33 protein-coding genes and 1 tRNA gene are annotated in these 23039 nt (G+C 64.1%); 15 read left to right on the forward strand and 19 right to left on the reverse strand.

Annotation, left to right across the window (positions count from 1 at the left end; all coding sequences use genetic code 11):
- The first annotated feature begins 137 nt into the window (after positions 1–137).
- The 4 genes from galU to AC5RWU_RS19820 all read left to right on the forward strand — a co-directional run bounded on the left by galU (position 138) and on the right by AC5RWU_RS19820 (position 3139).
- Entirely contained in the window at positions 138–1040 is a 903-nt protein-coding gene (gene galU, locus AC5RWU_RS19805; RefSeq protein WP_494031697.1) for a UTP--glucose-1-phosphate uridylyltransferase GalU, read from the forward strand.
- Between the two features lie 12 nt (positions 1041–1052).
- Positions 1053–1691: a GNAT family N-acetyltransferase gene (locus tag AC5RWU_RS19810; RefSeq protein WP_494031696.1), complete on the forward strand. Its 639-nt coding sequence runs from the start codon at positions 1053–1055 to the stop codon at positions 1689–1691.
- 90 nt (positions 1692–1781) lie between these two features.
- The gene (locus AC5RWU_RS19815) at positions 1782–2852 is read left to right on the forward strand and encodes a hypothetical protein (protein ID WP_494031695.1); all 1071 of its coding nucleotides are present in this window, start codon (positions 1782–1784) and stop codon (positions 2850–2852) included.
- 211 nt (positions 2853–3063) lie between these two features.
- A tRNA-Ala gene (locus AC5RWU_RS19820) sits at positions 3064–3139 on the forward strand.
- A gap of 451 nt (positions 3140–3590) precedes the next feature.
- Here AC5RWU_RS19820 and AC5RWU_RS19825 read toward each other — a convergent pair.
- The 3 genes from AC5RWU_RS19825 to AC5RWU_RS19835 are packed head-to-tail and all read right to left on the reverse strand — an operon-like array spanning position 3591 to position 4970.
- Entirely contained in the window at positions 3591–3779 is a 189-nt protein-coding gene (locus tag AC5RWU_RS19825; RefSeq protein ID WP_494031694.1) for a hypothetical protein, read from the reverse strand.
- Between the two features lie 10 nt (positions 3780–3789).
- A complete protein-coding gene (locus tag AC5RWU_RS19830) occupies positions 3790–3999 on the reverse strand; it encodes a hypothetical protein (RefSeq protein WP_494031693.1) in 210 nt (69 codons plus the stop codon).
- 29 nt (positions 4000–4028) lie between these two features.
- Positions 4029–4970: a DUF2637 domain-containing protein gene (locus AC5RWU_RS19835; protein ID WP_494031692.1), complete on the reverse strand. Its 942-nt coding sequence runs from the start codon at positions 4968–4970 to the stop codon at positions 4029–4031.
- Positions 4971–5082: 112 nt separating this feature from the next.
- Between AC5RWU_RS19835 and AC5RWU_RS19840 the strand changes: the two genes are divergently transcribed.
- The 3 genes from AC5RWU_RS19840 to AC5RWU_RS19850 all read left to right on the forward strand — a co-directional run bounded on the left by AC5RWU_RS19840 (position 5083) and on the right by AC5RWU_RS19850 (position 6023).
- Complete coding sequence (locus tag AC5RWU_RS19840) at positions 5083–5394, forward strand: hypothetical protein (RefSeq protein ID WP_494031691.1); 312 nt, start codon at positions 5083–5085, stop codon at positions 5392–5394.
- Between the two features lie 102 nt (positions 5395–5496).
- Positions 5497–5769: a hypothetical protein gene (locus AC5RWU_RS19845; protein ID WP_494031690.1), complete on the forward strand. Its 273-nt coding sequence runs from the start codon at positions 5497–5499 to the stop codon at positions 5767–5769.
- Between the two features lie 35 nt (positions 5770–5804).
- Positions 5805–6023 (forward strand): helix-turn-helix transcriptional regulator, encoded by a 219-nt coding sequence (locus AC5RWU_RS19850; RefSeq protein ID WP_494031689.1) that lies wholly within the window; start codon positions 5805–5807, stop codon positions 6021–6023.
- Between the two features lie 62 nt (positions 6024–6085).
- On the opposite strand, the gene AC5RWU_RS19855 is transcribed toward AC5RWU_RS19850, so the two are convergent.
- The 3 genes from AC5RWU_RS19855 to AC5RWU_RS19865 all read right to left on the reverse strand — a co-directional run bounded on the left by AC5RWU_RS19855 (position 6086) and on the right by AC5RWU_RS19865 (position 8157).
- Positions 6086–6301, reverse strand: coding sequence for a hypothetical protein (locus AC5RWU_RS19855; protein WP_494031688.1), 216 nt, complete (start codon positions 6299–6301; stop codon positions 6086–6088).
- A 579-nt stretch (positions 6302–6880) separates the two neighbouring features.
- A complete protein-coding gene (locus AC5RWU_RS19860; protein ID WP_494031687.1) occupies positions 6881–7525 on the reverse strand; it encodes an RES family NAD+ phosphorylase in 645 nt (214 codons plus the stop codon).
- A complete protein-coding gene (locus tag AC5RWU_RS19865; RefSeq protein WP_494031686.1) occupies positions 7522–8157 on the reverse strand; it encodes a hypothetical protein in 636 nt (211 codons plus the stop codon). The genes AC5RWU_RS19860 and AC5RWU_RS19865 overlap by 4 nt, the downstream gene beginning before the upstream one ends.
- 241 nt (positions 8158–8398) lie before the next feature.
- Here AC5RWU_RS19865 and AC5RWU_RS19870 point away from each other — a divergent pair, with 241 nt between their 5' ends.
- A complete protein-coding gene (locus AC5RWU_RS19870) occupies positions 8399–8707 on the forward strand; it encodes a nucleotidyltransferase family protein (RefSeq protein ID WP_494031685.1) in 309 nt (102 codons plus the stop codon).
- A gap of 280 nt (positions 8708–8987) precedes the next feature.
- Here the strand turns inward: AC5RWU_RS19870 and AC5RWU_RS19875 are convergent, their stop codons facing one another.
- A complete protein-coding gene (locus AC5RWU_RS19875) occupies positions 8988–9422 on the reverse strand; it encodes a hypothetical protein (RefSeq protein ID WP_494031684.1) in 435 nt (144 codons plus the stop codon).
- A gap of 1013 nt (positions 9423–10435) precedes the next feature.
- On the opposite strand from AC5RWU_RS19875, the gene AC5RWU_RS19880 reads away from it, so the two are divergent.
- Positions 10436–11743: a hypothetical protein gene (locus AC5RWU_RS19880; protein ID WP_494031683.1), complete on the forward strand. Its 1308-nt coding sequence runs from the start codon at positions 10436–10438 to the stop codon at positions 11741–11743.
- Here AC5RWU_RS19880 and AC5RWU_RS19885 read toward each other — a convergent pair whose 3' ends face one another.
- Complete coding sequence (locus AC5RWU_RS19885; RefSeq protein WP_494031682.1) at positions 11744–12058, reverse strand: hypothetical protein; 315 nt, start codon at positions 12056–12058, stop codon at positions 11744–11746. It abuts the gene before it with no gap.
- 160 nt (positions 12059–12218) lie between these two features.
- Here AC5RWU_RS19885 and AC5RWU_RS19890 point away from each other — a divergent pair, with 160 nt between their 5' ends.
- On the forward strand, positions 12219–12503 hold the full coding sequence (locus AC5RWU_RS19890; RefSeq protein WP_494031681.1) for a hypothetical protein: 285 nt from the start codon (positions 12219–12221) through the stop codon (positions 12501–12503).
- A 618-nt stretch (positions 12504–13121) separates the two neighbouring features.
- On the opposite strand, the gene AC5RWU_RS19895 is transcribed toward AC5RWU_RS19890, so the two are convergent.
- Together AC5RWU_RS19895 and AC5RWU_RS19900 are read right to left on the reverse strand one after the other, a co-directional pair.
- Positions 13122–13409: a hypothetical protein gene (locus AC5RWU_RS19895; protein WP_494031680.1), complete on the reverse strand. Its 288-nt coding sequence runs from the start codon at positions 13407–13409 to the stop codon at positions 13122–13124.
- A gap of 294 nt (positions 13410–13703) precedes the next feature.
- Positions 13704–14096 (reverse strand): hypothetical protein, encoded by a 393-nt coding sequence (locus tag AC5RWU_RS19900; protein ID WP_494031679.1) that lies wholly within the window; start codon positions 14094–14096, stop codon positions 13704–13706.
- 398 nt (positions 14097–14494) lie between these two features.
- Here AC5RWU_RS19900 and AC5RWU_RS19905 point away from each other — a divergent pair, with 398 nt between their 5' ends.
- Complete coding sequence (locus AC5RWU_RS19905) at positions 14495–14854, forward strand: hypothetical protein (RefSeq protein WP_494037165.1); 360 nt, start codon at positions 14495–14497, stop codon at positions 14852–14854.
- Positions 14855–14984: 130 nt separating this feature from the next.
- Here AC5RWU_RS19905 and AC5RWU_RS19910 read toward each other — a convergent pair whose 3' ends face one another.
- Positions 14985–15683: a helix-turn-helix domain-containing protein gene (locus AC5RWU_RS19910; protein WP_494031677.1), complete on the reverse strand. Its 699-nt coding sequence runs from the start codon at positions 15681–15683 to the stop codon at positions 14985–14987.
- Positions 15684–15819: 136 nt separating this feature from the next.
- On the opposite strand from AC5RWU_RS19910, the gene AC5RWU_RS19915 reads away from it, so the two are divergent.
- Positions 15820–16245: a hypothetical protein gene (locus AC5RWU_RS19915; protein WP_494031676.1), complete on the forward strand. Its 426-nt coding sequence runs from the start codon at positions 15820–15822 to the stop codon at positions 16243–16245.
- 126 nt (positions 16246–16371) lie between these two features.
- Here AC5RWU_RS19915 and AC5RWU_RS19920 read toward each other — a convergent pair whose 3' ends face one another.
- Positions 16372–16575: a nucleotidyltransferase family protein gene (locus AC5RWU_RS19920; RefSeq protein WP_494031675.1), complete on the reverse strand. Its 204-nt coding sequence runs from the start codon at positions 16573–16575 to the stop codon at positions 16372–16374.
- A gap of 121 nt (positions 16576–16696) precedes the next feature.
- On the opposite strand from AC5RWU_RS19920, the gene AC5RWU_RS19925 reads away from it, so the two are divergent.
- The 3 genes from AC5RWU_RS19925 (at position 16697) to AC5RWU_RS19935 (ending at position 18519) form a co-directional block, all read left to right on the forward strand.
- Positions 16697–16960: a type II toxin-antitoxin system Phd/YefM family antitoxin gene (locus AC5RWU_RS19925; RefSeq protein ID WP_494031674.1), complete on the forward strand. Its 264-nt coding sequence runs from the start codon at positions 16697–16699 to the stop codon at positions 16958–16960.
- Between the two features lie 27 nt (positions 16961–16987).
- Positions 16988–17173 carry a hypothetical protein gene (locus AC5RWU_RS19930; protein ID WP_494031673.1) on the forward strand — a complete coding sequence of 62 codons (186 nt, stop codon included), beginning with the start codon at positions 16988–16990 and terminating at the stop codon, positions 17171–17173.
- Between the two features lie 161 nt (positions 17174–17334).
- A complete protein-coding gene (locus AC5RWU_RS19935; RefSeq protein WP_494037166.1) occupies positions 17335–18519 on the forward strand; it encodes a pentapeptide repeat-containing protein in 1185 nt (394 codons plus the stop codon).
- Positions 18520–18602: 83 nt separating this feature from the next.
- Here AC5RWU_RS19935 and AC5RWU_RS19940 read toward each other — a convergent pair whose 3' ends face one another.
- The 7 genes from AC5RWU_RS19940 to AC5RWU_RS19970 form a co-directional block, all read right to left on the reverse strand.
- Complete coding sequence (locus AC5RWU_RS19940) at positions 18603–18923, reverse strand: hypothetical protein (RefSeq protein ID WP_494031671.1); 321 nt, start codon at positions 18921–18923, stop codon at positions 18603–18605.
- Positions 18924–19261: 338 nt separating this feature from the next.
- Positions 19262–20239: a hypothetical protein gene (locus tag AC5RWU_RS19945; RefSeq protein ID WP_494037167.1), complete on the reverse strand. Its 978-nt coding sequence runs from the start codon at positions 20237–20239 to the stop codon at positions 19262–19264.
- 171 nt (positions 20240–20410) lie between these two features.
- Complete coding sequence (locus tag AC5RWU_RS19950; RefSeq protein WP_494031669.1) at positions 20411–20659, reverse strand: hypothetical protein; 249 nt, start codon at positions 20657–20659, stop codon at positions 20411–20413.
- A gap of 42 nt (positions 20660–20701) precedes the next feature.
- Positions 20702–21025, reverse strand: a complete 324-nt coding sequence (locus tag AC5RWU_RS19955; RefSeq protein WP_494031668.1) for a hypothetical protein — start codon at positions 21023–21025, stop codon at positions 20702–20704.
- A gap of 356 nt (positions 21026–21381) precedes the next feature.
- The gene (locus tag AC5RWU_RS19960) at positions 21382–21825 is read right to left on the reverse strand and encodes a hypothetical protein (RefSeq protein ID WP_494031667.1); all 444 of its coding nucleotides are present in this window, start codon (positions 21823–21825) and stop codon (positions 21382–21384) included.
- A 500-nt stretch (positions 21826–22325) separates the two neighbouring features.
- Positions 22326–22532, reverse strand: coding sequence for a hypothetical protein (locus tag AC5RWU_RS19965; RefSeq protein ID WP_494031666.1), 207 nt, complete (start codon positions 22530–22532; stop codon positions 22326–22328).
- Positions 22533–22576: 44 nt separating this feature from the next.
- Positions 22577–22912 carry a helix-turn-helix domain-containing protein gene (locus AC5RWU_RS19970; RefSeq protein ID WP_494031665.1) on the reverse strand — a complete coding sequence of 112 codons (336 nt, stop codon included), beginning with the start codon at positions 22910–22912 and terminating at the stop codon, positions 22577–22579.
- Between the last annotated feature and the right edge of the window lie 127 nt (positions 22913–23039).

Raw genomic sequence — 23039 nt, forward strand, 5'->3', positions numbered from 1 at the left:
CATCGGCCGCCAACACCGGTCCACCACGCCGCCAGGCGGAGGATTTCAAATGAGGCAACGTATACCGCTACGCGGAGGTTTTCTATGAGTCAACGCGCCGCATAGTTATTGGGGGAGGGGTTCTGTACGCTGGAGAAATGACATCTGGATCAGTTGTGCGCAAGGCAGTCATCCCCGCAGCCGGACTGGGCACACGTTTCCTTCCGGCCACCAAGGCAATGCCGAAGGAGATGCTGCCGGTGGTGGATAAGCCCGCCATCCAGTACGTCGTGGAGGAGGCCGTCAAGGCCGGAATGACGGACCTGCTGGTCATCACCGGCCGGAACAAGCGTTCCCTGGAGGACCACTTCGACCGGGTACCTTCCATGGAAAAGACGCTCGAGGACAAAGGCGATGTCGAGCGTCTGGCAGCGGTCCGCGAAACCTCCGACATCGCGGACATCCACTATCTGCGGCAGGGGGATCCAAAGGGGCTCGGCCATGCAGTGCTGCGCGGCAAGCTCCATGTCGGGGACGAACCCTTCGCGGTCCTGCTGGGCGACGACCTGATTGACGAGCGGGATGAACTGCTGACGACGATGATGGAGGTCCAGGCGAAGACAGGGGGCTCGGTCGTTGCCCTCCTGGAAGTGGACCCATCCCAGATCAGCGCGTATGGGTGCGCAGACATCGCCCCCGTGGACGGCGAGAACTACGTCCGGATCAACAAGCTCGTGGAAAAGCCCGCCGCTGACGAAGCACCGTCGAACCTGGCGATCATCGGGCGCTATGTCCTGCACCCGGCGGTGTTCGACGTCCTGGAGCAGACCGGCCCCGGACGCGGCGGGGAGATCCAGTTGACCGACGCGCTGCAGACACTGGCCGCCAGGGACGGTGCGGGTGGCGGCGTGTACGGCGTCGTTTTCCGCGGGCGGCGCTACGACACCGGCGACAAGCTCAGCTACCTCAAGGCGGTGGTGACCTTGGCCGCGGAGCGTGAGGACCTGGGGCCGGATCTGCGCATGTGGCTGAAGGAATTCACCGACGGCCTGCGCGGCTAGCCCGCCCGGACCATGTTTGGATCGGCCTTCTGGCCGGTAACCCTCGAATGCGGTGACCTCTTCCTGAGGCCCATCCGTCTCCGGGACCGGCGCGAATGGGGTGAGGTACGCCGTCGTAATGCCCAGTGGCTTGCGCCCTGGGAGGCGTCGAACCCTCAGCCTGGCGGCTACCTGCCCACCTTCGGTGAAATGGTGCGCTCCCTGAACCAGCAGGCGCGCGCCGGGACGGCGCTGCCATTTGTCATCACCGAACTGCAGCCGGGTGTGTCCGACAAGCCCGCGCTGGCTGGACAGTTGACGGTTTCCAGCATCCTCTGGGGCTCCGCCATGATGGCGACCTTGGGCTACTGGGTGGATCAGCAGCGCGCCGGACGCGGGATCGCCCCGACTGCGGTCGCCCTGGCCACCGACTACTGCCTGCGCACGATGGGTCTGCACCGGATGGAGATCAATATCCGGCCGGAAAACAGGCCGAGCCTTCGGGTGGTGGAAAAACTCGGCTTCCGGGATGAAGGGCTCCGGCCGCGCTACCTGCATATCGCCGGTCAATGGGCGGATCACCGAAGCTTCGCCCTCACGTCAGAGGAGCTGCCGCCGGAAGGTCTGCTGGCCCGCTGGCTGCAGGAAGGCGACCAGTCGACAACGCGATAAAGCGCTTTACTACCAGCACCTTGGAACTTCCTTGTGACACGCCGGGACCAATGCCGCGGAAGGCATGCAATTTCTCATAGTTTGGAAGTCGTGGACCTTTCCCTGGATACCTCCCTCATTTTTGCGGCCATCGTCGGGTTGTGGCTCGTGTGGGTCGGCCCCTATGTTCTGCGGCGGCGGAACGCCATGGCGCTGGCCGAAGCTGTTGTGCTTCCCGGCCCGTCCGTAGCTGCCGCGGCTGTGCCGTCGCCGGTTGAAGACAAGCGTTCCGGGACGCAGCTCATGGAAAGCCCGACGCCGGGCGGTGGCACCGCGGGTCCCGTGCGGACCCCGGGGAGCAGCCGGCCGACTTCCGCCAATTCTGGCCGTCCTGCGCAGGTTGTCCGGTCCGCGCAGCCGGTCCGCCCGGCCCAGCCGGCTTTCCGGGTCTACTATGGACGCACCGCCTTGGCGCTGACCGCGGCGGCGGCCCTGGCCGGAACCGTTGTGACGGTCCTGCTGGCCTTGTTCGGAGCTGTGGCGGGTACGGTGCCGCTGTGGTTCCTGCTGGTGGCGGTTGCCGCCGTCGCGTCGCTGCGCGTGCTGGCCATCCGGAACCGCAGGAAGCGTGCCCAGGAGCGGGTCGAGGCAGCCTTCCAGGAGGCGATGAATCCTTCCTTTCGCGACCGGCCGCTGGACGGACAGCCCCGGGAAGAACAGCAGCCCCGGCAGCTAGCCGTTCAGTCTGCAGTGCCTCAAGCGGAGCGCCCTACGGAGCGCACCTCGGCGGGTCCCATTGAGCGGCCCGCCCCGGTCCGCGATTCCAAGCCGTTCGAAGCCGAACAGGGCCGGCAGGCCGCCAAGCCGCTGACCGCCGGCGAACTCCGCAGCGCGGCCCTGGAGGTCGCCGCGAAGGCCGGCGACGCGCCGGTTCCCGTCCAGCCGTCCACCTGGGAACCCAAGGAACTGCCGAAGCCCTGGTACGTCGAGGCCGCCAAGGCGGAGCGCCCTTCTCCCCAACCGCTGGCCCTGCCTGAGGATCCGAAGCCGACGGCGCGGACCTCGATCAAGCAGGCGGAGGCAGCGCCGAAGGCGCACCCGGACCTGCCTGCCATCCGGGATACCCAGCCGACGACCGGCCGTATCAATCTCGATGCCGTCCTGAAGCGCCGCCGCGCCTAGCCGCCGGCACCGGAACAGGGCGCATAACGGGGTCCGCACCGCAGGGTGCGGACCCTTTTCCATGTCCGGCGTTGGGTTCATGTCATGACTTCGGTCCTGGTGGCAGGCGGAACCGGCAACACCGGCCGGAGGGAAACAGGGGAACTGTTACCTTCGCCGATTGGCTAGAAGGGTGTGGTAGGCGCTAACCTAGGGGAACGGGTTTTCCCAAGGGGCTATGGCGCAGTTGGTAGCGCGTCTCGTTCGCAATGAGAAGGTCAGGGGTTCGAATCCCCTTAGCTCCACCACGATTCCCTTTCTGACTAGGGGTTACTCTCGCTGAGGCGAAGGTCAGCCGGGCGTTTCCGGAGGCCAAGCGAATACATTCCGAGTACTTTCGGCATCGCGTTTCGGTGTTTCGGAGACGGCAGTACACCCATCCAGCGTAGGTCCGGTGCCCCCTTTTCGGCAGTGGGCTGCGAAGGTCCCTATGGATCTGCCCTGGTATGGCGAGGTCGGCGGGGGCTGTGCGGATTTCTGCTCGATTGTCATGTGACGCTGTACCCCGAACCATCGGCTCACGGGCCCAAGTTCCGGACCTGATTCAGCCGCCCCGGTCGCTGCGCTGGTCCGTCTCGTGACCCATTTGGTCTGGACCTACGGGCCGCCCGCCGCGCCTAGGTGACAGCATCCGGCTCATGCGCCCGTCGTTGACCCGGTTCAGACTGATGTCAGTCCGAACCGGAGTGCCTGCTGTGGTTATTCGGCGGGTCCGCTGGTCCGTTGCCGGATACGGTTGGCGAGAGCGCGTTCTTCCAATTCCCGGATCACGTCATCCGGCAAATCATGACCCTCGAGTGTCATGGTCCAAGCGACCTTCTGGGCGTCGCCGGCGGCCAGCGCCCTGATTTCGGCGAACTCCTGCTCGGACAGGCCGTTCTCATCCATGGCGGTAAGACTAGTCCGCCATGGTTCCTATGTCCCGTATAACCTCGGCCGCCGCGAAGAGCCCGTCGGTAAGACCCGCCAAAATCCGGATGACCATCTCGGCCACCACTGCGGCCAGCGGGGCGACCCCGGTGAGGTGGACCAGGATGACGGAGATGATGACGGCTCCGGCGAGGCGGGAGAGCCGGTGGGACAGGGTTGGTGCGGTGCGTGCGTACATGGCAGGTCCTTTTTCGGTGATGCGGGTGGCTAGGCGGCGGGCTGAGTGACGCGGTACTCGGCCCAGGCGCGTTTGACGGTGGCGACCGAGATGTTCAGCCGGTCAGCGATCTCGGGGTTGGACAGGCCCTGCTCCTTCAGCTCTCCGACCTTTGCGGCGCGCTGATCCTTGTCGGTGTCCTCGGCGGCGGGCTGAGCGGCGGGGACCGGGGCCGTGACGGTGACGGAGCGGGCCGCAGATGCGACGGCGGAAGGTACCGTCACCGCCTTCGCTTCGGCCCTGCGCAGTTGCTCCAGGGCGGCGTCGCGGGCCCGGTCGGCCTGCAGCCGGGACTCGTTTTCCAGCTCCAGCAGTTCCGTGGCCTCCTGGTGGGTGGCCACTGCCTCTGCCAGACGCTCTTCGGCTGCGGCACGGGCGGCCGTTTCAGTCTCGGCGGTCTGCTCGGCCAGCCGCACGGCGGCACGGGACTGCTCGGCGGCCTCGCGGGCCTCGCGTACCTGGGCCTCCAGGGCTGCCCGTTCGTTCGTCTCCTGGGCGCGCTCGGCGCGGATCCGGGAGCGGAGCACACTCAGCCAGGCCTCCAGGGACAGGGCGACAGTGATCGGCGGCAGTGCGTGGACGACGGCGGATAGAACTGTTGTGGCGATCATGGCGTTGGCGGTCACGGACAGAGCCACGCCGGCGATCGTCAGCAGCCATCCGAATGTCTTGCGGTCCTGAACGATGGTTGCGTGCAGGACCTGCAAGGTGCCGGCCAGCATCATGCCGTCGATGGAAACGGGCAGCAGCCAGGCCAGGTTCTCGTGGAACCCGGAGTCGATGCCCAGCTGGCGGATACCGGTGAAACTGAGAACTGTCCCTGCGAAGGCGACGATGAACAGGATTGCGATCAGCGACTCGAAAATGAACCGGATGTTCTGGCCGACTCGGCGGGGCGCCTTGTTCGGGTGTCGTGCTGGAGGTGTGCGCATGGGGTGGTGATCCGATGCTCGATGGGAAGAACAAATGTTACGCTTGCGTATCATTCTATAGAATGCAACGCTTTCGTTGCAACCCTTGGTACTTTCTGGGAGACTGGGCGGCATGGCATCCGACAAAGAACCCCGCAACCTCGGCGGCTATGTCAGCTCAGTCGATCTTGCCGGGTTCATCGGCGTGAAGCCCGACATGATCCGCACTTGGCGCATGCGCCGGCGGCAGTGGATCGAGCGCGGCCGTCCCGAATCGGATGCCATCCATGCGTTCTTCCCGGATCCGGTCCTCGACCCGGAGACAGGGGAGCCCTTCCTGTTCGGCAAGGAGTTGGTCTGGACGGTGCCCGATGTCGTCCGGCTCAAGGAGGACCTGGACCGGCACGAGCGCAAGGCCGGCAACCCTAACTGGCTCAAGCAGTAGGCCTTAAGCAGTGATGGGCCCCTGCCCATGAAAAACGTCACATATTCGTTTCACTTTGGGTCCGGCGGAGCCAGCGCGGCGGATCGGCGCTACGTTTTCTGAATGGAAGACGAAAGATTTGTGCTCGAACCGCTCAGTCCGAAGGGGCGGGGCTTTGTTGATTCGGACCAGGTCGCGGCGTATCTCGGCGTGGACCGCGCCACGCTGCGGACCTGGCAGCGGCGCAAGGCTGACGGCAAAAGGGGGATTCCGGCCCTGCTGCCGGAGCCGCGTGAACGGCTGCTGGGTGGAGCCTTCGTCTGGGACGTCGAGGACATCGAGGAATTCAAGGCGGCGCTCGACCAACTCCCGGGACGGGGGAAGTCGAAAACTTAAGACACGGATGTGTTGCAATTCGGCACAGTGGAGGAATGACTGAGGAACCGGACGACCCCTACCTAACCACCTCCCAGGTGGCCGAACTCCTGGGTGTTGCCGCGGCCACGATTCGTAGTTGGCGGCTCCGCGCCAAACGCGGAGTGAGTGCCCCTGATTTTCCGAAGCTCGACATGAAGGCCGACCCTTACTGGCTGTGGAGGCGTAGCACTATTCAGTGGTTCCTGGCCAGGCGGGAAGCTGCCAAGGTGTAGGGGCGACAGCAGGCAGCCCCCGCTCCGGCGATCCGAGCGGGGGCTGTTTCGTTTTGGGTCGGCTACTTTCCGGCTGGGGTCCCGTAGGGATCCTCGTACATTTGCACGATCGCCTGGTCTTGGGCGTCCTGGCGGGCTTCGGCGGCGTCCATGCCGGGGAGGATGAAGCCGAACAGGGCGACCAGGACGACGACAATGAGGACTGCGGCTGCGGCAAGATAGCCTGCCGGGCCGGCAATGAAGTCGAGGCTGGATTTGACGGCGGAGTGCTTGCCCATGTTGTGTGACCCTTGTCTGTGGCGTTTATTGTAACGTTGCCGTGGCATTATATCCAGCTTATCACTCTGAAACAGATATGCAACACCAGTCAGTGTCGAACCGGTTGCATCCAGAGGGCGGGCGCTGGTTCAGCAGCCCGGTGTAGCCGGGCGCCGCCATATGGGAGGCCATCGCGGCCTATTGTCGCGGCGCTGCCTGAGGGCCGGGGGGTGTAACCGGAACGGTTACAAGCGAGTTACAGAAAAATCCGTGCCAGCACTGGGAAGTAAGGGGTTTGTAGCTTGTAACTTTTGTAACCACCAAATAAGTACATGTCGGAGGCTTTCGCTTTTTCGAAGGCTCCATCGGATGAAAAGTGAAAACTCATTAGGCGCCTGCCCTCGGGCCGGTTACACCGGTTACACGGTTACAAGATGTCTGCTTCCCAGTGATGGCGCGGATTTTCCTGTAACTGAGGTGTAACCGCTCCGGTTACAGGGGCCTGATCCGCAACTACAGCAGGATTTTCCGGCCATTGACCCAGGCCGCGCCGACTTCTGTGGCGAAGCCCGCTTTGCCGCAGAACTACAGCCTGTCGGCTATCCGGGCGGCTGGACAGTGTGTTTGCGGTAGGAGGCGGCACGGGGTGGCGTGCGCCGGCCGATCATGGAGCCCAGGCCGGCATCCCGCATGGCGGTCACGCCGTCGATGGTGTCTTTCACCGGCCATTTCGCGTCACCGGCATCCCCGAACAGTGCCAGCGCGTTTGTGGAGGCATCGGAAGTGAACCGGGATCCGTAGGTCACTCCGTCTGAGGGCAAGGCACGGAATGCTTGGGCCCACTGCTGCGTCAGCTCATAATCGGGGGTGGTGGCCACCTCACGGATGCAGCCGTAGTTCTTGGCGTCCTTGTGTCCGGACTCGGCGGCCGTCACGCTGGCGGGCAGTGCCAGGGTCGCGATCTCCATCTCCGCCACGAGTGGGTACGGGGCGACGCCGACGGAGGCCAGCTCGACGCCGAGCCGCTCCCAGATGGCAGTCTCGGTGTCGGTGGCCAGGTAGCAGGTGCCCTCGGGCTTGGACAGGTTGAATCGGCCGAGTGGGGACGAGTCGAAATACCAGGGGCCGTTGCCTGCCCGGATGGAGCGGTAGAAGATGTCGGCGCGGGCGATCTTGCGGGTGGGGAAGCCGTTGGCCAGGCGGGCCGGGTCGGGTGGACGCAGTTGAGGGTCCTGGCGGCTCATTCCGCCCACCGTGCCGCAGAGCGGCGTGCAGCCTCAAGGACCGTATTCACGTCCCCCTGGCGGAGCAGTTGCCAGCCGGTGGCGCTGCCCTTGCCCTCGGAGCTGCCAGCCAGCCAGAGCGCCCAGGTCCATGGATCCTGTGACGAACGGGCCAGGGTGTCGAGCACGGGTCTGAGTCCGGGCACTGTCTCCCGGTTCTCCAGGAACTGGGCGGTGGGGTAGAAGCGGGGTCCGTCTTCGGAGGGCAGGCCGAGTAGCTGCCGCTTCTGGGCGCGTTTGTCCAGGGCCTGCCGGCTGATGCCCAGCCAACGGGTGAGGGCGGGCGTGTCGTAGAACGGTCCGGCCGCGGCGAGCATCCGGTCCTCGGCTTCGGCCTTGTGAGGGATGATGCGGGCCATGTCGGCCGCGAGGGACTGGAGCTGCGCTTCGCTCAGGTTCTGCAGGTCCGCATCGGCCGCCTGGAGATTCTTGCGGAGGAATCCGATCAGAACCTGCCCCGGAGTGGGCTGTGATGGTGTCCCTTTGCGGTGGATCTTCAGGCTGCCGGACTGGTCGAGCTTGCGAATGACCCCCACGCGAATCTTCTTGGCGGCGTTGATCTTCTCTCGGTGCCGCTGGCGTGCTGTTGCCATCAGTGATCCTCCATGCGTCAACCAGTGCAACCAGACTATCGGTAGCAGGCCTGAGGGGCAACGGAAGGTCCGCGTGCTGACAGGTGAAGACATGCTCCGTCACACGCCCTGCGTGCCTCTCTGCGGGCCTGGAATTCCCTGGAGGGGCGGGAGCCCGTTTTTCCTCCCAGAGGCTCCAGGAGCCGGGAAAACGGATGCACTGGGCGGATCTCCGGCTCGGGACTTTCAGTACGGTGAAGATATGGAGTCTGACGCCGCCCGGAAGCGCCCCTCGGTGGTGCTGTTCCGCAACCGGCAGGCGGTCCTAAGCCTGGCTGTCAGACTACATATGAAGGATGTCCGGGTCTTCGGCTCATGCGTCTACGGCACGGACACACCCGACAGCGACGTCGACCTGCTGGTGACACCTGATGAGGAAGCCACGGTGTTCGACCTAGCCGGTTTCCATTCGGAGGTTCAGGAGCTCCTGGGAATTCGGGTCGACGTCATAACTGACTACGGGGACAGCGATGCCATGCGACGGATTCGGGCCGAGGCTGTTCTGCTCTGATTTTGCAGCCACCCGGTGTGCTCAGTCCGGCCGACGAACCGTTGAATTCGTAGCCCAAGACTCCGGTTCATATCCGAGCGGGCCCTCGTGGCGGATGCGTGCCCCGCAGATTCCGCACTCCCAGACGGCATGGAGCAGTGCCGGGTCATCCTCACCCGGGTCGTAGATTTCGGCCACCGTCATCGGCTGCGGTCGGTGACCCGTAAGGCATGCCAAGGGCACTGGTTCGGTGATGCTCATGGTCTGACGGTAGCTGTATCCGGCGGGAATCCGGCGTCCGTCACCACAGCATCTCGAAGTGATCCTTGGCCGCCTTCAGCACTCTGTCGTTGGGGTCCCCTAAATGGTCGACGGGCCGGAGGCAGTCAGCGAAATAGCTCGACGGTGAAGTCATCCAGTAGGTCACATCCCGTGGCGGCCACCCGTTCTCCTTGGCCAGGGCAATCAGCGGCCTGACGATCGGATGAATGCTGCGGGCGGTCCGGTCGAACTGGAAACCGGGGTACAGCAGGGATCCGCCCACCCAGAAGCGGAGGATTTTCTCGTCCCCCATGGCCGCAACGGCCTCCGGCTCCAGTCCGAGCAGCTCACCGACCTGGTCCGCGGTAAGCAGTCCGAACTCGGCCGCAATCCGTCGCAGGGCACGTTCTGATGCCCGGATCGACCGCCGCATCTGTGGAGAAACGGTGTGGATGCGGGGTTCGCTGTCGGTCATATACCCAGTGTGTACCTGGCACGCATGCGCCGCCACGGTGTCCCCATACCTGAGGTCGGCAGTGGATGCTGTCCAGCATTTGCCCCGGTCCATGGAACCGGCTCAGCCTCGGATGCCAGGCGGTCCACGAATGTGCCGGCGACGGATCAGACGGTCGGCGTCCAGAACATCCGAACCGTCCGGCGGCCGGCTCAACAGTCTGCGTTCCTGGCGGTCCGCCCGGTCCGCGGCCCTGGTCCAGGAGGCGGTCCATGTGGTTCGTACGGGTGGTCCATGAACCGGTCCGCCGGTGGTCCAGCCTAAGTGGTTCGCCCGGTCCATGAGCCGGGGCTGTCGGCAGACCGTGAGCCGGTTGAGCCAGGGGAGGGCGGACGCCGTGAACCGGGGTGAGATGAACCGGCCAGCGGGTCCATGGGCCGGGAGGGGCCAAGCCGGCAGCAGAGACATGAACCAGGGCCAAGCCGGCGCCGGTGAGCCGGACAGGAGGGGAGGTAATGAACCGGAGGGACAACGGTGAATGAATGAAAGCAAGCAGGCAAGCAAGAAGGAAGGCATGAAGGTATGCGATCAGCCAGGCGAAACGGGGACCAGGCAGTTAAACAAGAAGGTAGTCATATCGTCAGTCGAGCAGCCTGCGTCCCGGTCAGCTACCGAAACGAAGACCGTGCTGTACAGCCATCCCGGTTCCGGATCGCCCCGCTCGTCGACCCCGTACCGGATTGCCGTTCTGCTGATCGTCCAGGAGAACGAAGGACTGCGTATCGTTCCAGGGCCGGGGCCCTGACCAACGGGAAGGCACCGGACCCTGACCGCCGACCGGAAAGCCATCCGCTTCGGTCTGTGCGTTCCGCACCCCGATACGCCTGTCGGACCGTTATCCGCTGCGTTGCCTCTCCGAATCCGGCTCCATCGACCGCTGCGCTTTGCACCAGCGTCCAATGAGCATTCGCCGTACACCACACTCATTTCGTATAAAGCTTCGCTTATACGAATAGTGATGTAAGCTAAATGTCATGTCCACGTTGCAATCTCCGGCCGCCGACCTCTTCAAGGAACTGGCCTCCACGGCCTCCCGCTACCCGGCCGGATCGACCTCCGCACAGCGCTTTCTGCTCGCGACCGCGACGCGCTGCTTCTCGCTGGGCGGTACGGAAGGCGAACTGCGCTCCTTTCTGTCTAAGCACACCGCTTCCCGTCCCGGTCTCGACTCGCTGCTCTCCAATCCGTCAGCTTTCCGCACTCTCGTCTCGTCGGCCCGTTCCGTGTCTCTCTCTTCCTCTTCCGCGGCGGGCGCCGGCGAAAAGCCTCAGACCGATCCTGCGGTTGCTATTGCCCGCCGGTTTGTTGGCCGGCTCCTCTCCCCGGTGCCGGAGGATTCGACGGTGACGCCGACCCGGCAGATCCGGGCACGTGCCGCCCTGGCCGTAATCGGATTGGAGACGCTGCGCTCGATCCGCGAGGAGGGTCGGGAAACGGTCATGATCAGTCAGGAGTGGCTCGGTCTGCGCCTGGGGATCACCCGGCAGGCGGCTGCCGCGGCTCTGCGTGACCTCATTGAGCTGGGGTGGCTCACGAAGCTGGGTCACCGCAAAGGATCGGCTCAGCGGTACAAGATCGCAGGGCGGCTCAAGGGTCAGGCTCAGCAGGATGCGGCCGCGGCTCAATACGGGTCCATCGGCTCACTGGCTCAGGTGTTGGACCGGAATGAGCCGGTCCCGGTGGCTGAGCTGATCAGGCTCGTGACCCACTCGGCCTGGACCTACGGGAGCGACCCGCTGACCCATCGCGCCTGGCTGACCGCGCTGGCTCATGCGGCCGGCATTGATCCGGTCCACCTCGGCGCCAGTGCCCGCTCCGATCGGAAGACCCGGAAGGCCCTGGCAGCGGCTGGCATTGACCTGAACCGGCTGGCGGATGGGGACACCACGGAGTTGCAGCCTGCGCTGAAGTTCTGGGCTCAGCAGACCGGTGCCGGTGCTGCCGCCCGTGAAGCACTGGAGGATCATCAGGCCCGCGTCGCTGCCCGCAAGGAATCCCTGGCCGCCTACCGTGAAGTGCGGCAGAGCGCCGGTGAGGCCCTGGACCAGATCCTCGGGACGAGAAGAAAGATTCCGGCTCCGACCGCACCGGAGGCCGCCCGTGGCGCCTGGCTGCGAGGTGCCCGGACCGCACTGCAAGAACGGAGCTTGGACGACGACCAGACCCGCGCCTGCTGGCGGGAGCTGGTGAAACGCATGCTGGCCCGCGGCTACAGCGTCGAGGATGCGGAGCAGGCGACAGTCTGGATCCTGACAGCGCCGGCGACGGTCCAAGCGGCGTAGCTAAAGGGACACCGCCGCGGCACACATCATCCGGTGGCCAGTTGCCTGGGCGCCGGTATCCTCGATGAACTCATACGCCGTCCGCTGGGTGTACACCGGCCGTGCATCCATGCCCGGCACGTGCATGACGGGGCGGCCGATGAGATCAGAGCCGCGGCGTTCGAAGGCCCGGAATGAGTGCTCGCCGAAGGCCTGCAGCAGCGCCGGCGTTCCGTCGAACCGGACCGCTCCGTTGTGGCTGTCTGCCAGACGCAACGAGCCAAACCCCATCGATTGGGCCGCCACTACGAGCTGCTTCAATTCATCACGAGTCATGCTGATCCCTTTCCCTCGTGAAGAATAGCCTTGGCAGAACCCGGTTCACCCCTCGTCCCAATGTCCGATACTTACCTGGACAGTCAGTGAAGCGGAGGACGTCGTCAAGGGCCACGGCCGCCGCCCGTCCACCTTGGATAGCCACCGCCTCGTTTCCTGGTTGCAGCGACGTACTGCCGAGCTCAATGAAGGGCTGCTCGACGACGTCACGGCCGCCCGGGTCCGGAGAATCCTCGCAGCTCCGACCCTTGCAGACCTCGACCAACGAAGGGCCATGTCCGACCTGGAGGAGTTTGTCCGCCTGAACGGCCGGCTGCCCAAATACCGGGACAGTAAACGCTGGTATGCGTACCTGCGGAACCAGAAGATCCGGGCCGCCAAGGGCACCCTGCCGCCCGACCTCGCTGCACGGCTCGAAAACCTGAACGGACTGCTGGCTGCCTGAGCCGTTACTCCATGTAGAGCCACTCGAAAAAGACTCGCGGCTCCATGTAGAACCCGAAAGTCGAGTATGACTCGGAGGGGGGCACGGAGGGGTTGAGGTCGGGATTTATACACTGCAGCCTTTGGTGACCCCGATGCCAGAGGCGGTACCGCAGGCCTTCGGTAATGGGAACCCAAGAGGCATAAGTGGCCTGACCGGGTTGATGCTTTGCCGGAACATCTACGATTTTGCTTTCCCAGAGGCGCGCGGTCTCCTCGATGATATTCGTCCTGGGACCAAACAGAGTCTTTATGGTGCCGTCCGCTGCAATCTCTTCGAGATCAATGCCCATATCCGCCCAGTAATAGGCAGTTCCCCCGTTCCCACCAAGCGCACACCATGTATCAGTCCATCGGTAGGGGGCTACGACCCGGATATAGCCAGAGCCACGCGGAGCAAACCCCAGGTCTGCCCGCCCTCCTGCTACCGTGTACGCAATTCCCGTGGGCCCTGAGCATGCAAGGTTCGCATAAGTCCACCCGGCATTGTCGGTACGGATTCCCCTTGTCCTTGCGACACCGCCCAGGATCCAGTAAGGGCCTTCCCAATGGTCAATTGGCACCCAAGGCATACCGGCTCCTACCCCTGGTCTCCGTTTTTTCTTTCAATCGCGCCCTCGGGCGGGGGCGGCGCCTCGCGCATCCTCCGGTCACGAAACGCGTCAAATGCCTCTTTCACTTCCGGAGGTTTCTCTTTGAAATTCAGGCCCAGTGCCCGTGCCATGGCCGCTGCCGCCTGGACTTCCTCCGGCGGCGGGACCAATCTTGCGGCCTCCTCTTCAAACGCGCGCTTCCAAGAAGCAGCGGCGGCCTCCTCGGTTTCCTGACTGATCGGCGGCATTTCGCCCCGGCTATGTTTGTCGTGCATGGCCCCTCCAAATGAGGCGTGGGACATATGAGCTAGCGCTTAGATCATCCACCCGGTGCGTTACGGCGGCGTTACACCTCCTTGATGTCCCATGTGTGAGAGCCTCTGAATATTTCGGCGTCACCACAACCGGCTTCCCACTGTTCGGATGCAGAAAGGCCTGCTTCGACCCCGAGGCCGAGATTATCGGTTGCGGCCGTAGCCGGTCAGTCGAAATGGTCATGGTAGCTGAGCATGCGATCCACAGCCGGCGTGCCCCGCCAAGAGCGCCTGAGGCAGACCTGGTTCAATCGGCTAGGGACGTGGAAGCTCCACCGGCACAAGGAAGCCACGTCCAGGAATGAATCCGGGACGGGGCGATGGTGTCTCGGGAGGCGAGACGGCGATGGTGGAGTTCACCTCAGTCGCTTTCGGAGCCTCGATGATGCCGTTGCCTTGGGCAGGGACACTGATACTCATGTCGCCGAGTTCGCCGAGCACGCCCTGCGGTGCCGAACCTGCAGAGACCAGGGTGATCACAGCCCACCGGCCGTGATGCTTGAAGCCGAGCAGGACCCGGCCGCCGGGGAAGATCACACCTGTCCAGTTCAATATCTGGACGGTGATGCGTCCGGCGTTCAACTTGCCGGCTTCCATCCTGCCGATCTGCTTGCCGCCCGGCCCGGCGACCTTCGTGCTACGCCGCACCAGGATCCGGTCAACCAGGTCCCGTCACGTGGTGCCGGTGAAGGTCACCCGTCGGTGTGCCACCTCGACCGGGTCCACGGGCACCCAGATGGGGCGCTGCTTCTTCTTCTGCCCATAGGCGGCCATCGGTCACTGCCCTTTCAACGCGTTTAGGGGACACCATGCTGACTTCTGGGTCCAACTGCTCAAGTTGGAAATTGGACGCCTGGCGCCCTGCCCGGACGCTGTGACGAAATGCCTGTTGGGCCCGTCTTCATGGATGTGGGCAGGGACGAGTAGATTGCATTGGACGTTTTGGGCGGCATTGTTGCCGTGCTACACAGCGTCCCTTTCTACGGGGGCGCAGGGTCGTTAGACTCGCGATCCGTAGAGCAAAGCCCTGCACTAAGGAGACAAACATGCCCAGCCCCAGCCCCGAGCATGCCCCAATCATGCGGGCCATGTCCGACGAGTTCCTGAAAGTTTTACCTGACTCCTCATTGTTTCTCTGGCATGTCCTGGAGGAGGGGCAAGGGCCGTACGTATATGTCGCCGTCATGCTTGACACTTCTGGAGAGCGGATTGAAGAAGGGATGCCGGATTCACCGGAGAACGTCATCGTCGGCAAGTACGCAGACAGGCTCGGATGGGTCCAGCGCGAGGAGGGGGTGGGGTTCGCGTACTCGATCCGAGAAGCACGGGAGGCCATGGATCTTGAGGGGACCGGAACCTTGGATCCCGAATTCGTCCATCACCCGGGCTTGGAATGGTGGTCGTAGGGACCTGCATCGGCCTCAGTAATCTCAAGCCGGCGTTAGACAAGGACGAGAAACTGCGAGACGCCGACGCGAGGGGCTGCACCGTCAGAGGGCTCTGGCGGAACCCGATGGCGCCGGTACCGGGTTTGAGCTACCCGGCCGAGACACGCAGCAGCTCCTCGAGCACCCGTGCGCCCGCTGACCGTTCCCTGGTCGCCAGCGAGTCCATCAGGTCCACCGCGACGGCAGCGAGGGGAGTAACCCCGTCCTGAAAGGCCTCGGTGGCGCCGGTCTCCCGGAGCGTGACATTGCCGGCCGGATCCGGAGCCAGGCCCAGGGAGCGGGCCAGGGCCTCGGCCTCCCCGGCATACACGTAGCCATCGGCAGTCCGTGTGCCCTGCGCCAGCTCGAACCGGTCCGCTGTCTGCTCGTCGGTCAGGGCGGCCGTGCCGGTCAGGACCAGGTGTTCTCTGAGCCGGGAGACGGCGCCGTCCGAGGCACGGTAGCGGCGGACCGTTGCGCGGTTTCTGGCCAGGACATAGACGGTGTTGGCATCCAGATCTGGCAGCTGCTTCCGGAGGGCTGAGCGCCGCTCACTGCTGATCCAGTTCCACGGCTGCCCGGACAGCCGACACAGTGCCGCCCAGGCGACAGGCTCCGACCAGGCCCGCCCGCGCCGCGTGCCGGCGGCAGCCAACCGCTCCACGGACGCCGGATCAATGAGCAGGGATTTACCCACGGTGCCCACGGTGGTGAGCTGACCGGACCGCACCAGCTGGCGGACTGAAACCTGGGTGATGCCCAGCCGGGTTCCGGCTTCCGCGGTGGTCAGGGCTCCGAAAGCATTCATGCGGCTAATACTTCCATGAGGGAGCATTAGCGGATGTCCCGGGGTCCTGCCGGTTCAGCATCGGCAGCAGGGAAGCGAGGACGAGAAACTTCAGGCGGCCGCCCTCGAGGTGGGTGCCGGATGGTTGACTGGCTCCATGGAACCCGACTTCACAATCCCTGCGGCGGCCGTCGAAACGGTGGCCCGCGGCGGAGCCGTCCAGCTGCGCCAGGGCGATACTGCCGTCGCTGTCGTTGACGCCAGAAGACTGCGGCGCTTTCTGGCCGAGCACCTGCCGGCCAATGTGCAGTGGGACCGGGAGCAGGACACTGAAACTGCCGTCGTGCCCGTGCTCAATCTGGCCGCAGAAGGAACCCCTCACGAGGTAAAGGAGCAGCTTCTCTCGGCGCTGCGGGAGTACGCCGAAGACTGGCAGGACCGCCTGCACACGGCGCCGAACCATGCCGGAAACTGGCCGTGGGTCCAGCTCATCCAGCTGTCGACCGACTCCCAGCTGTGGCGGTGGCTGCTGGGGACCAGGGAGCCGGGCCTGTCTGACTTCGGGGACGTTGTAACCTCCTGAAGGCGGCCCAGATCCGATGCCGGGCAGAGCGGTACGGCTTCACTGCGGATCCGGCGCATGATGTCGCTGTCGCCGTAATTGGCGATGACGTCAACCCGGACTCCGAGGAGATCACGAAGCTTCGTCTCAAAGCCGGCCAGGTCGAAGACCGTCGCGTCCCCATCTCGGGGTCACCAGCAGGTCGATGTCGCTGTTCGGGGTGTCGGTGCCGTGTACGCATGAGCCGAAGACGCGCACAGCGGTGATGTGCATCCGGGCCGCCAACTCTAAAACGGCCTGCCGGTGCTCGTAAAGCACGACCGAGGGCCGGCGGTTCGGCTGATTGTCCATGCGCACACCGTATCCCCGGGTGAAGGACGAGAAACAAGGGCGCCGGGGCGATCCGGGTGCTCGATGAATCTCCCGTTCCGGACAGAATGGCGCCAGAATTCTGTCTATCACCACGATTTCCGTGACGGCTGCCCGCGTGAACCTCTCACGCATCGTGGAGCGAGCCAAATCCACCCATGAGCGGTTCGAGATCACCCGCAACGGCGAATGCGTCGCCGTCCTCCTCGGAGCCGACGACTACGACGCCCTGCTGGAAACCATTTCGGTCCTCTCCTACGCCGACGTCGTCCGGGAGCTCCGCGAGGCGGTCAGGGAGCTCGACTTCGGACGCGGTCACAGCGAAGAGGACATCCAGGCAGCCATGAAGGCTGCCGGGCGCCCGTGAACCGGCAGACCGTGCTTTTTCGCCAACATGATCCGCTCCAAAAAGCTCGAAGGCATCGCCGCCCAGTTGGCGATCAAGGACTCCGGCTCCATTCCGTTTGAGGTGTCCCTGGTCAATCTGGTCGCCGACGGGCTGGTCAACGAGGCGGTCGCCCGCCGCGCCGAGATCACCCCCGGCAGCTACGACCGGCAGAAGCTGGCCGGCCGCCGCTAGGAGGGACGGAGAACACCATGGGCCGCCGGAGTAGGCGGGCCCATGGCGGTGATAGTGACGCTCACCGGGCGGAGTGCCACAATGTCCGCATGCGGCCCTGGTTTCACCGCAGCAAAGAACAAACCCGGTCCGGCGCCGGGTCCAAGGACCGGAGAGGGACCGTGCTGTCCAGGCTGCGGTTGCTCATCCGGCACCTCAACCTCTTTTTCGCCACCGCTACTGCCCTCGTTGCAGCCGTGGCAATCGCCCTCCTGGCAGGATGGGTGCTGGACCTCCTGGTGCTGGAGGTCGGCACCGAAACCACGCCTCCCGCAGAAGTTGCCAAGCTGTCGCTGGCCATCGCAGCCGGCATCGGCGGTGTCGTTGCCCTCGTCGTGAACTACCGCAAGCAGCGCATCCACGAACAGAGCCAATTCGTCGAGGGTTTCGGGGCTGCCGCGAAGCAGCTGGGGGATGCCGACCCCGCGATCAGGATGGCCGGGGTCTATGCCATGGCCGGTGTGGCGGACCGTGCCCGCGGCCAGCTGCGCCAGCAGTGCGTCGATGTCCTCTGCGGGTACCTTCGCCTGCCCTACTCGCCCGAACTGGGAGCAAGCCATCAGCGGGAGCTGGTGCTCAAAATGCCGGCCAAACCGGACGGTACTGAAGAAGAGCGGCGCTACCTCTTCAGGCAGAACGACAGGGAGGTCCGCCAGGCCATCGTCCGGGTAATCGCCTCACACCTGCAGATAAATGCCGAAATCACATGGTCGGCATGCGAGTTTGACTTCACGGGGGTTCAGTTCGAGGGGGCGAATTTTGCAAACTGTGTCTTTTCGGGCAGAAACACGTACTTTGACAGAGCAGGATTCACAGGAGAGATTACGAGTTTTTCTGGATCCACTTTTGCCGGCGATCTAGTTTCCTTCCGGGATTCTCGGTTCAACAGCCTTGGTACCACGTTCAACCGTGCATCGTTTACAGGCAGAGCCACCTTATTCGCCAAGACGGTATTCGGCGGAAATGGCACAGTCTTAAGCGAGACAAACTTCACAAATGAGGACACGCTGTTCGGTGGATCCTTTTTCAATAGCAAGCAGACATTCTTCAATGAGGCGATATTCGCCAGCAGACGCACATGGTTTGCCAACACCACCTTCGGCGGAGAGAACAGCAGCTTCGAGGGGGCGACCTTCAGCAGTGAGATCACGGATTTTAGTAAGGCCAGATTCGAATCCGGCACTGTTTCTTTTGTTCAGCCTAATCAGTGGGCTCCCGCTCCCCGCTTTGATTGGGATGAACATCCCGAAAGGCGTCCGAAGAACGTGAAGCCAGACGACTGGCCACCCACTGTTCGGATTAAATGATTGAGAAGTTCCTGAGTTGAAACCTCGTAGTCGGTTGGGTCTGCGGCTGCGGAATCGGTCCACCGTCACCCCGGGTGTCCCGGTCAGGCGCGGTGCGGCAGGTCCTGCCACTGGATGCCGGTCGGGGTGACGGTGGCCCAGTTGTAGGCGTTGCGGATCGCCTCCAGCGCCCGGTCGTGTTCCCGCAGTTCCGGCAGTCCGGCCAGGGCATGGTCGGCCAGCAGCAGTCCGATCTGCAGCACCGCCAGCTGCCGGTCTCTGGTGCTGCGGGATTCGGCCGCATGGTGGGCGGTGAAGGCGGCCAGATCCGCCGCGTGGCTGCTGCGCACCGCCGCGGTGCGGTCCCCGCCCTCCCAGAGCCGGACGGCCAGGGCGGCGAAGCGCTCGACCTGGGCGTGCTGCACGGCAATGAACGCATCCAGGGTCCTGCCCTCCAGCTGGGCCCGGGCAAAGCGGCGGCAGTGCTGCAGCCAGGGAACCGGCCAGTTCCCAGACCGCCACCGTATCGAGCAGCTGCCATGACATAGAAGTGATCGACCGGTTGCCGGTGGCGGAGCTGACCAAGCGCTTCGAGTGGGGTTGCTTCGATCGCAAGGCCGCCTGGACCAGCCACCGACACACATCCACTGAAACGATGGACCACCCCGCGGACTACGGCCTGGACCACCGCATGGACCGGGGCAGACCACCCTGTTTGGATCACCTGCGGACCGCCCCTTTCTGGGCCTGACTACCCGTCGGTTCACCGCAGAGGAGACCTGAGGTCTGCTCCAACGGTCCACTCGGGCGGGACCTCAAATAACTCGGGATCCGTGCGGTCCCCACATTCCGAAGCCGGAAGCTGTGTCAAGAGAATCTGATTGGCTGGTGCCCGAACGATCCTGCTGTTGGCTCTATCGAGCATGACTACCTGGCCGGTACTGCCCGTTCCAAAATAGACAACCGGCTCAGTTGGCAAGGAAGCCGGCGTCGCACCTGGGTTGGACCATGCAACTGCAACGCACGACGAAGGGACTGAAAACCACGGAACTGGCGAGCTGCTTTCATCTTCGGGGCCACGCAACGATATATCTGAGGCGCGCGTAATCCCTACTGCATATACGGAGGCGAATATGAACGCTACAGACGCAATGAAGGCGGCCAAAGTTACAGCGCCATCCAGAAACTGCCGAGTAGAGCGGGAAATTCTAAGGACCGCCGCAAGTGCTTCCCATGCAATCCACAGGCAAAGGATGATCACAGGAGTCCAATGATTGGCCCAGCCTAGCCACTCATATCTGGAATCCGTCTGAACCTCAACTCCTGGGTAGAAGGGATCGAAAGCTGAGTCGTCGATCAGTAGAGTTGAGCCAATCCAGCATGGAACAAGTACAAGAAGGTATCCGCCAATAATCGTCATGGGCGGAATGTGAACACTAGCGGTGCCGCCGCGCTTGGTGCGATTGCGCTGGATCAGCCTTCTCATCCAATAGGCGACTGGCTGAAGTCCGAATCCGAGACCTGCAGAAATAGCCGTGTTTAAAAAGAGGACGATATAGGTGCGGTTCACGGCGGAGATGCCGTCGAACCCTACCTCGGACGGGCTGACTCCGAAGGCCCCGTAAAAGGTGTCGTAGGCCAGACCTACGACCAATAGAGTTAGTCCACCGAGGACTGGGATCAGGACGACTCCCACTTCTAAGGCTTTGATCCAGCCCGACTGCTCCAAGAACGACTTCATCCCACCTTTTGGTTGGGTGGGCGGCTCCAATGGCAGCGGAACGTAGCCTCGGCTGTCCATGCCCCCAGTGTGCTCTCGGATCGTTTCAACGGTCCAGACCCACCGGCACCGGGGCGGCGCGGTATTCCCGACCGAGGGGAGCCGGCTCGAGCGCCAGGTCTTCCATGCCGATCACTGGGCACCGCCGTCGGGGCGGCCGGTGGCTTGGCGCATCAGCTGCCGGAACCGGGAGGTGTCTTCGCGGCTGGGCCGGAAGGCGCCGTAGCCGTATTGCAGCAGTCCGGGGCTCTGTTCGATGGCGCGCATGTCATCCAGACGGACGAGTCCGGCCAGGGCACGGGAGGCGGCCTGTGCGGCGAGCCGGGCGCTGATCTGGGCGCCGGTCTCTTCGGCCGGGCGGAGGGGGGTCGGGGTGGTCATGGTTCTCCTTCAGTGCTTGGGTGGGGGTGAGGCAACTCGGGGTCAGAGCCAGGGTCGGTGCAGCTGCTCGTAGACCTCGGTGGGGAACAACAGCCCCACCCGGTCGGGATACTCCCCGCCATCCTTGTCAACGAAGGCCAGGTCGAGGTCCGTCCCCGAGACGACTCTGTCGGGCCGCGAGGTAGGACAACCCTCTCTGGCTAGGAGCCGGATGCCCGGAATGCAGCTTAGGCCGTCGGCGGGGATGAAAACGGAGTATCCGGTGCGGCAATACACCAAGAGGAGCCGCGAATCGGGACCCAGATGCTCCCAGCCGTGCTCTTTGGCGGCGGCCTGGACCCTGGCTATTATCAGCTCCTCCGCCACGGCAGGCACGTAGTCGGGTCGATACGGTGCCCGCACCCCCTCCGGTGCCTCGTCCAGGTCCCGCCAAAGGGTCGTCTGCAGGGGAGTTGTGGCCCGGCCGCCGTAGTGGCCAGCGTGGTGTCCGTCGTGGATCAGATCCAGGATCCGCTTGGCGCCCAGTTCCGCGTGGGCGGCCTACCAAGCGGCTGCCCGGACCGCCCGGACGACGTCCTGGAAAATGGGGTGCGCTGGCCGAGGGGCAGTTCCGGTGATTTCGGCGAGGTCGTCGGGGCGGAGCATTGCGGTCCTTCGGTGGCGGGGCGGTCAGGGGGCGAGACACGGCCAGGGGCGGTCGAGGTGCCGCCCCTGGTGGCAGGTCAGATGCGGCCGTGCCTCCGGTAGTCCTCCCAGTGGTAATCCTCGAAGCGGTCGAAGGCCGGTTCGCCGGTCTCGGCGTCCACCGGGTAGGAGAAGTCGGGAGTGTCGCGGTCATCCATGGCGATCATGCCGATGAATTTCCGGCGGGTCGTGTACCGGGCCTCCTCGGCTACCACGGCGTTCTTCCGGGCTTGGGCGGCCTCGTAGCCGGTCGCCTCCTGCCGGTCGAAGTACACGGTCGCCATGTCGCTGACGCCGTAGTAGAAGGCGTCAGCGGTGGTGAGGCGGAAGACCTTGCCATCCCGCAGAACCCGCGGCAGGGGATCGTACCGGCCGCTCTCCACCAGGGAGCGGAGTTGGTCGACGTCGAGGCCCTTCAGGGCGGCCAGTTCGGCCATGGGCATCCAGCGTTCCGTGTTGATGGTGGCTGCGGTGATGGTCATTTCGATCCTTTCGGTGGGTCCCGGCTTCTGCTTTTAGTATACATCAAATCAATGGTTTAGGCGATGCCGAGTGCGTAATAAATGCCACGTTTACATAACATTCACAAGGGGTATGAAAACGGCCAGCGGATGTCGATGCTGGAAGTCTTCACTGTTTATCTATGCGGCCGGGCCGCCGGCGGGTGTCGCCTCGCGTCGTTGATCCTGTGTGCGGCGATTGCGGACTGCACCGGGACATGAAAATGGCCGCCCCGGCATTCCAGGGCGGCCCCGCGTCGGTGGGTCGGTCAGTAATCGAAGGCGAAGGCGGTGTACACCTCCTTGGCGCCCTGTTCCCGCAGCTCCTCCTCGCGGTCGGTGTCGGTGTCCATGGTGAGCAGCTCGACGTTGAGCTCGTCGGGCTGGAAGGGCCAGAAATCCCTGACCAGTGTTGGAGTGTCGGTGCCGGCGGCCAGGGCCTCGGCGTACAGACGGTCCAGTTGGTCCAGCGCCCCGCGGGTCTATTCGTCCAGCTTGTCGTACTCCATGGTGCCCCGGTAGTCACCACCGCCGTTCCCACAGGCCCGGTAGTGGATGCTGCGCAGCCAGGGGAGGATCTGACTGTCGCTGCCCAGAGTTTCAAATTCCACGGGAGTGCTGTCGTAGTCCTTGGTGACGAGCAGCAGATAGGTGCCGGTCGGCAGGAGCTGGGCGTTCGGTTCGGTCATCGGTTGCCTTTCATGCGGGTCGGGGACATTGGATCTTGTTGTGGTTAGCGGATGCCATGGGAGGCCAGGAACTCGTCGACCTCCAGCAGGTAAATGAGGCGTTCGCGGACCGCGTCCGCTTCCGGGCCAGTGGCCGCACCCCGGATAGTGCGGCGGATCCGGTCGCGGACGGGGTTCGCGTCGATGAGTGTGCCGAGGCTCATATCCAGGGCCCGTGAAATCATCAGGGCCTCATCCAGCCGCACCGGGCGTTCGCCGGCTTCAATTCCTGCCACGCTGTCTACCGGCATGCTGACTGCGGCAGCCAGCTCGTCGAGGCTCATCTGGTTCTGGATGCGCCGGGCGGCGATCCGCGCGCCGATTACGGTCGGTTTGGTCATCGGTCTACCTTCCATGAAGGGCCACTGGAATACGGACATGGACGGTGTGCTGGTCCACGAAAACCATCCGATCCCCGGCGCCCCTTAACTGATCCGCCGGTGGGTGGACACCTCCCGGCGTTTCCTG

It is taken from the genome of Arthrobacter sp. B0427-1-12 (assembly GCF_059092905.1).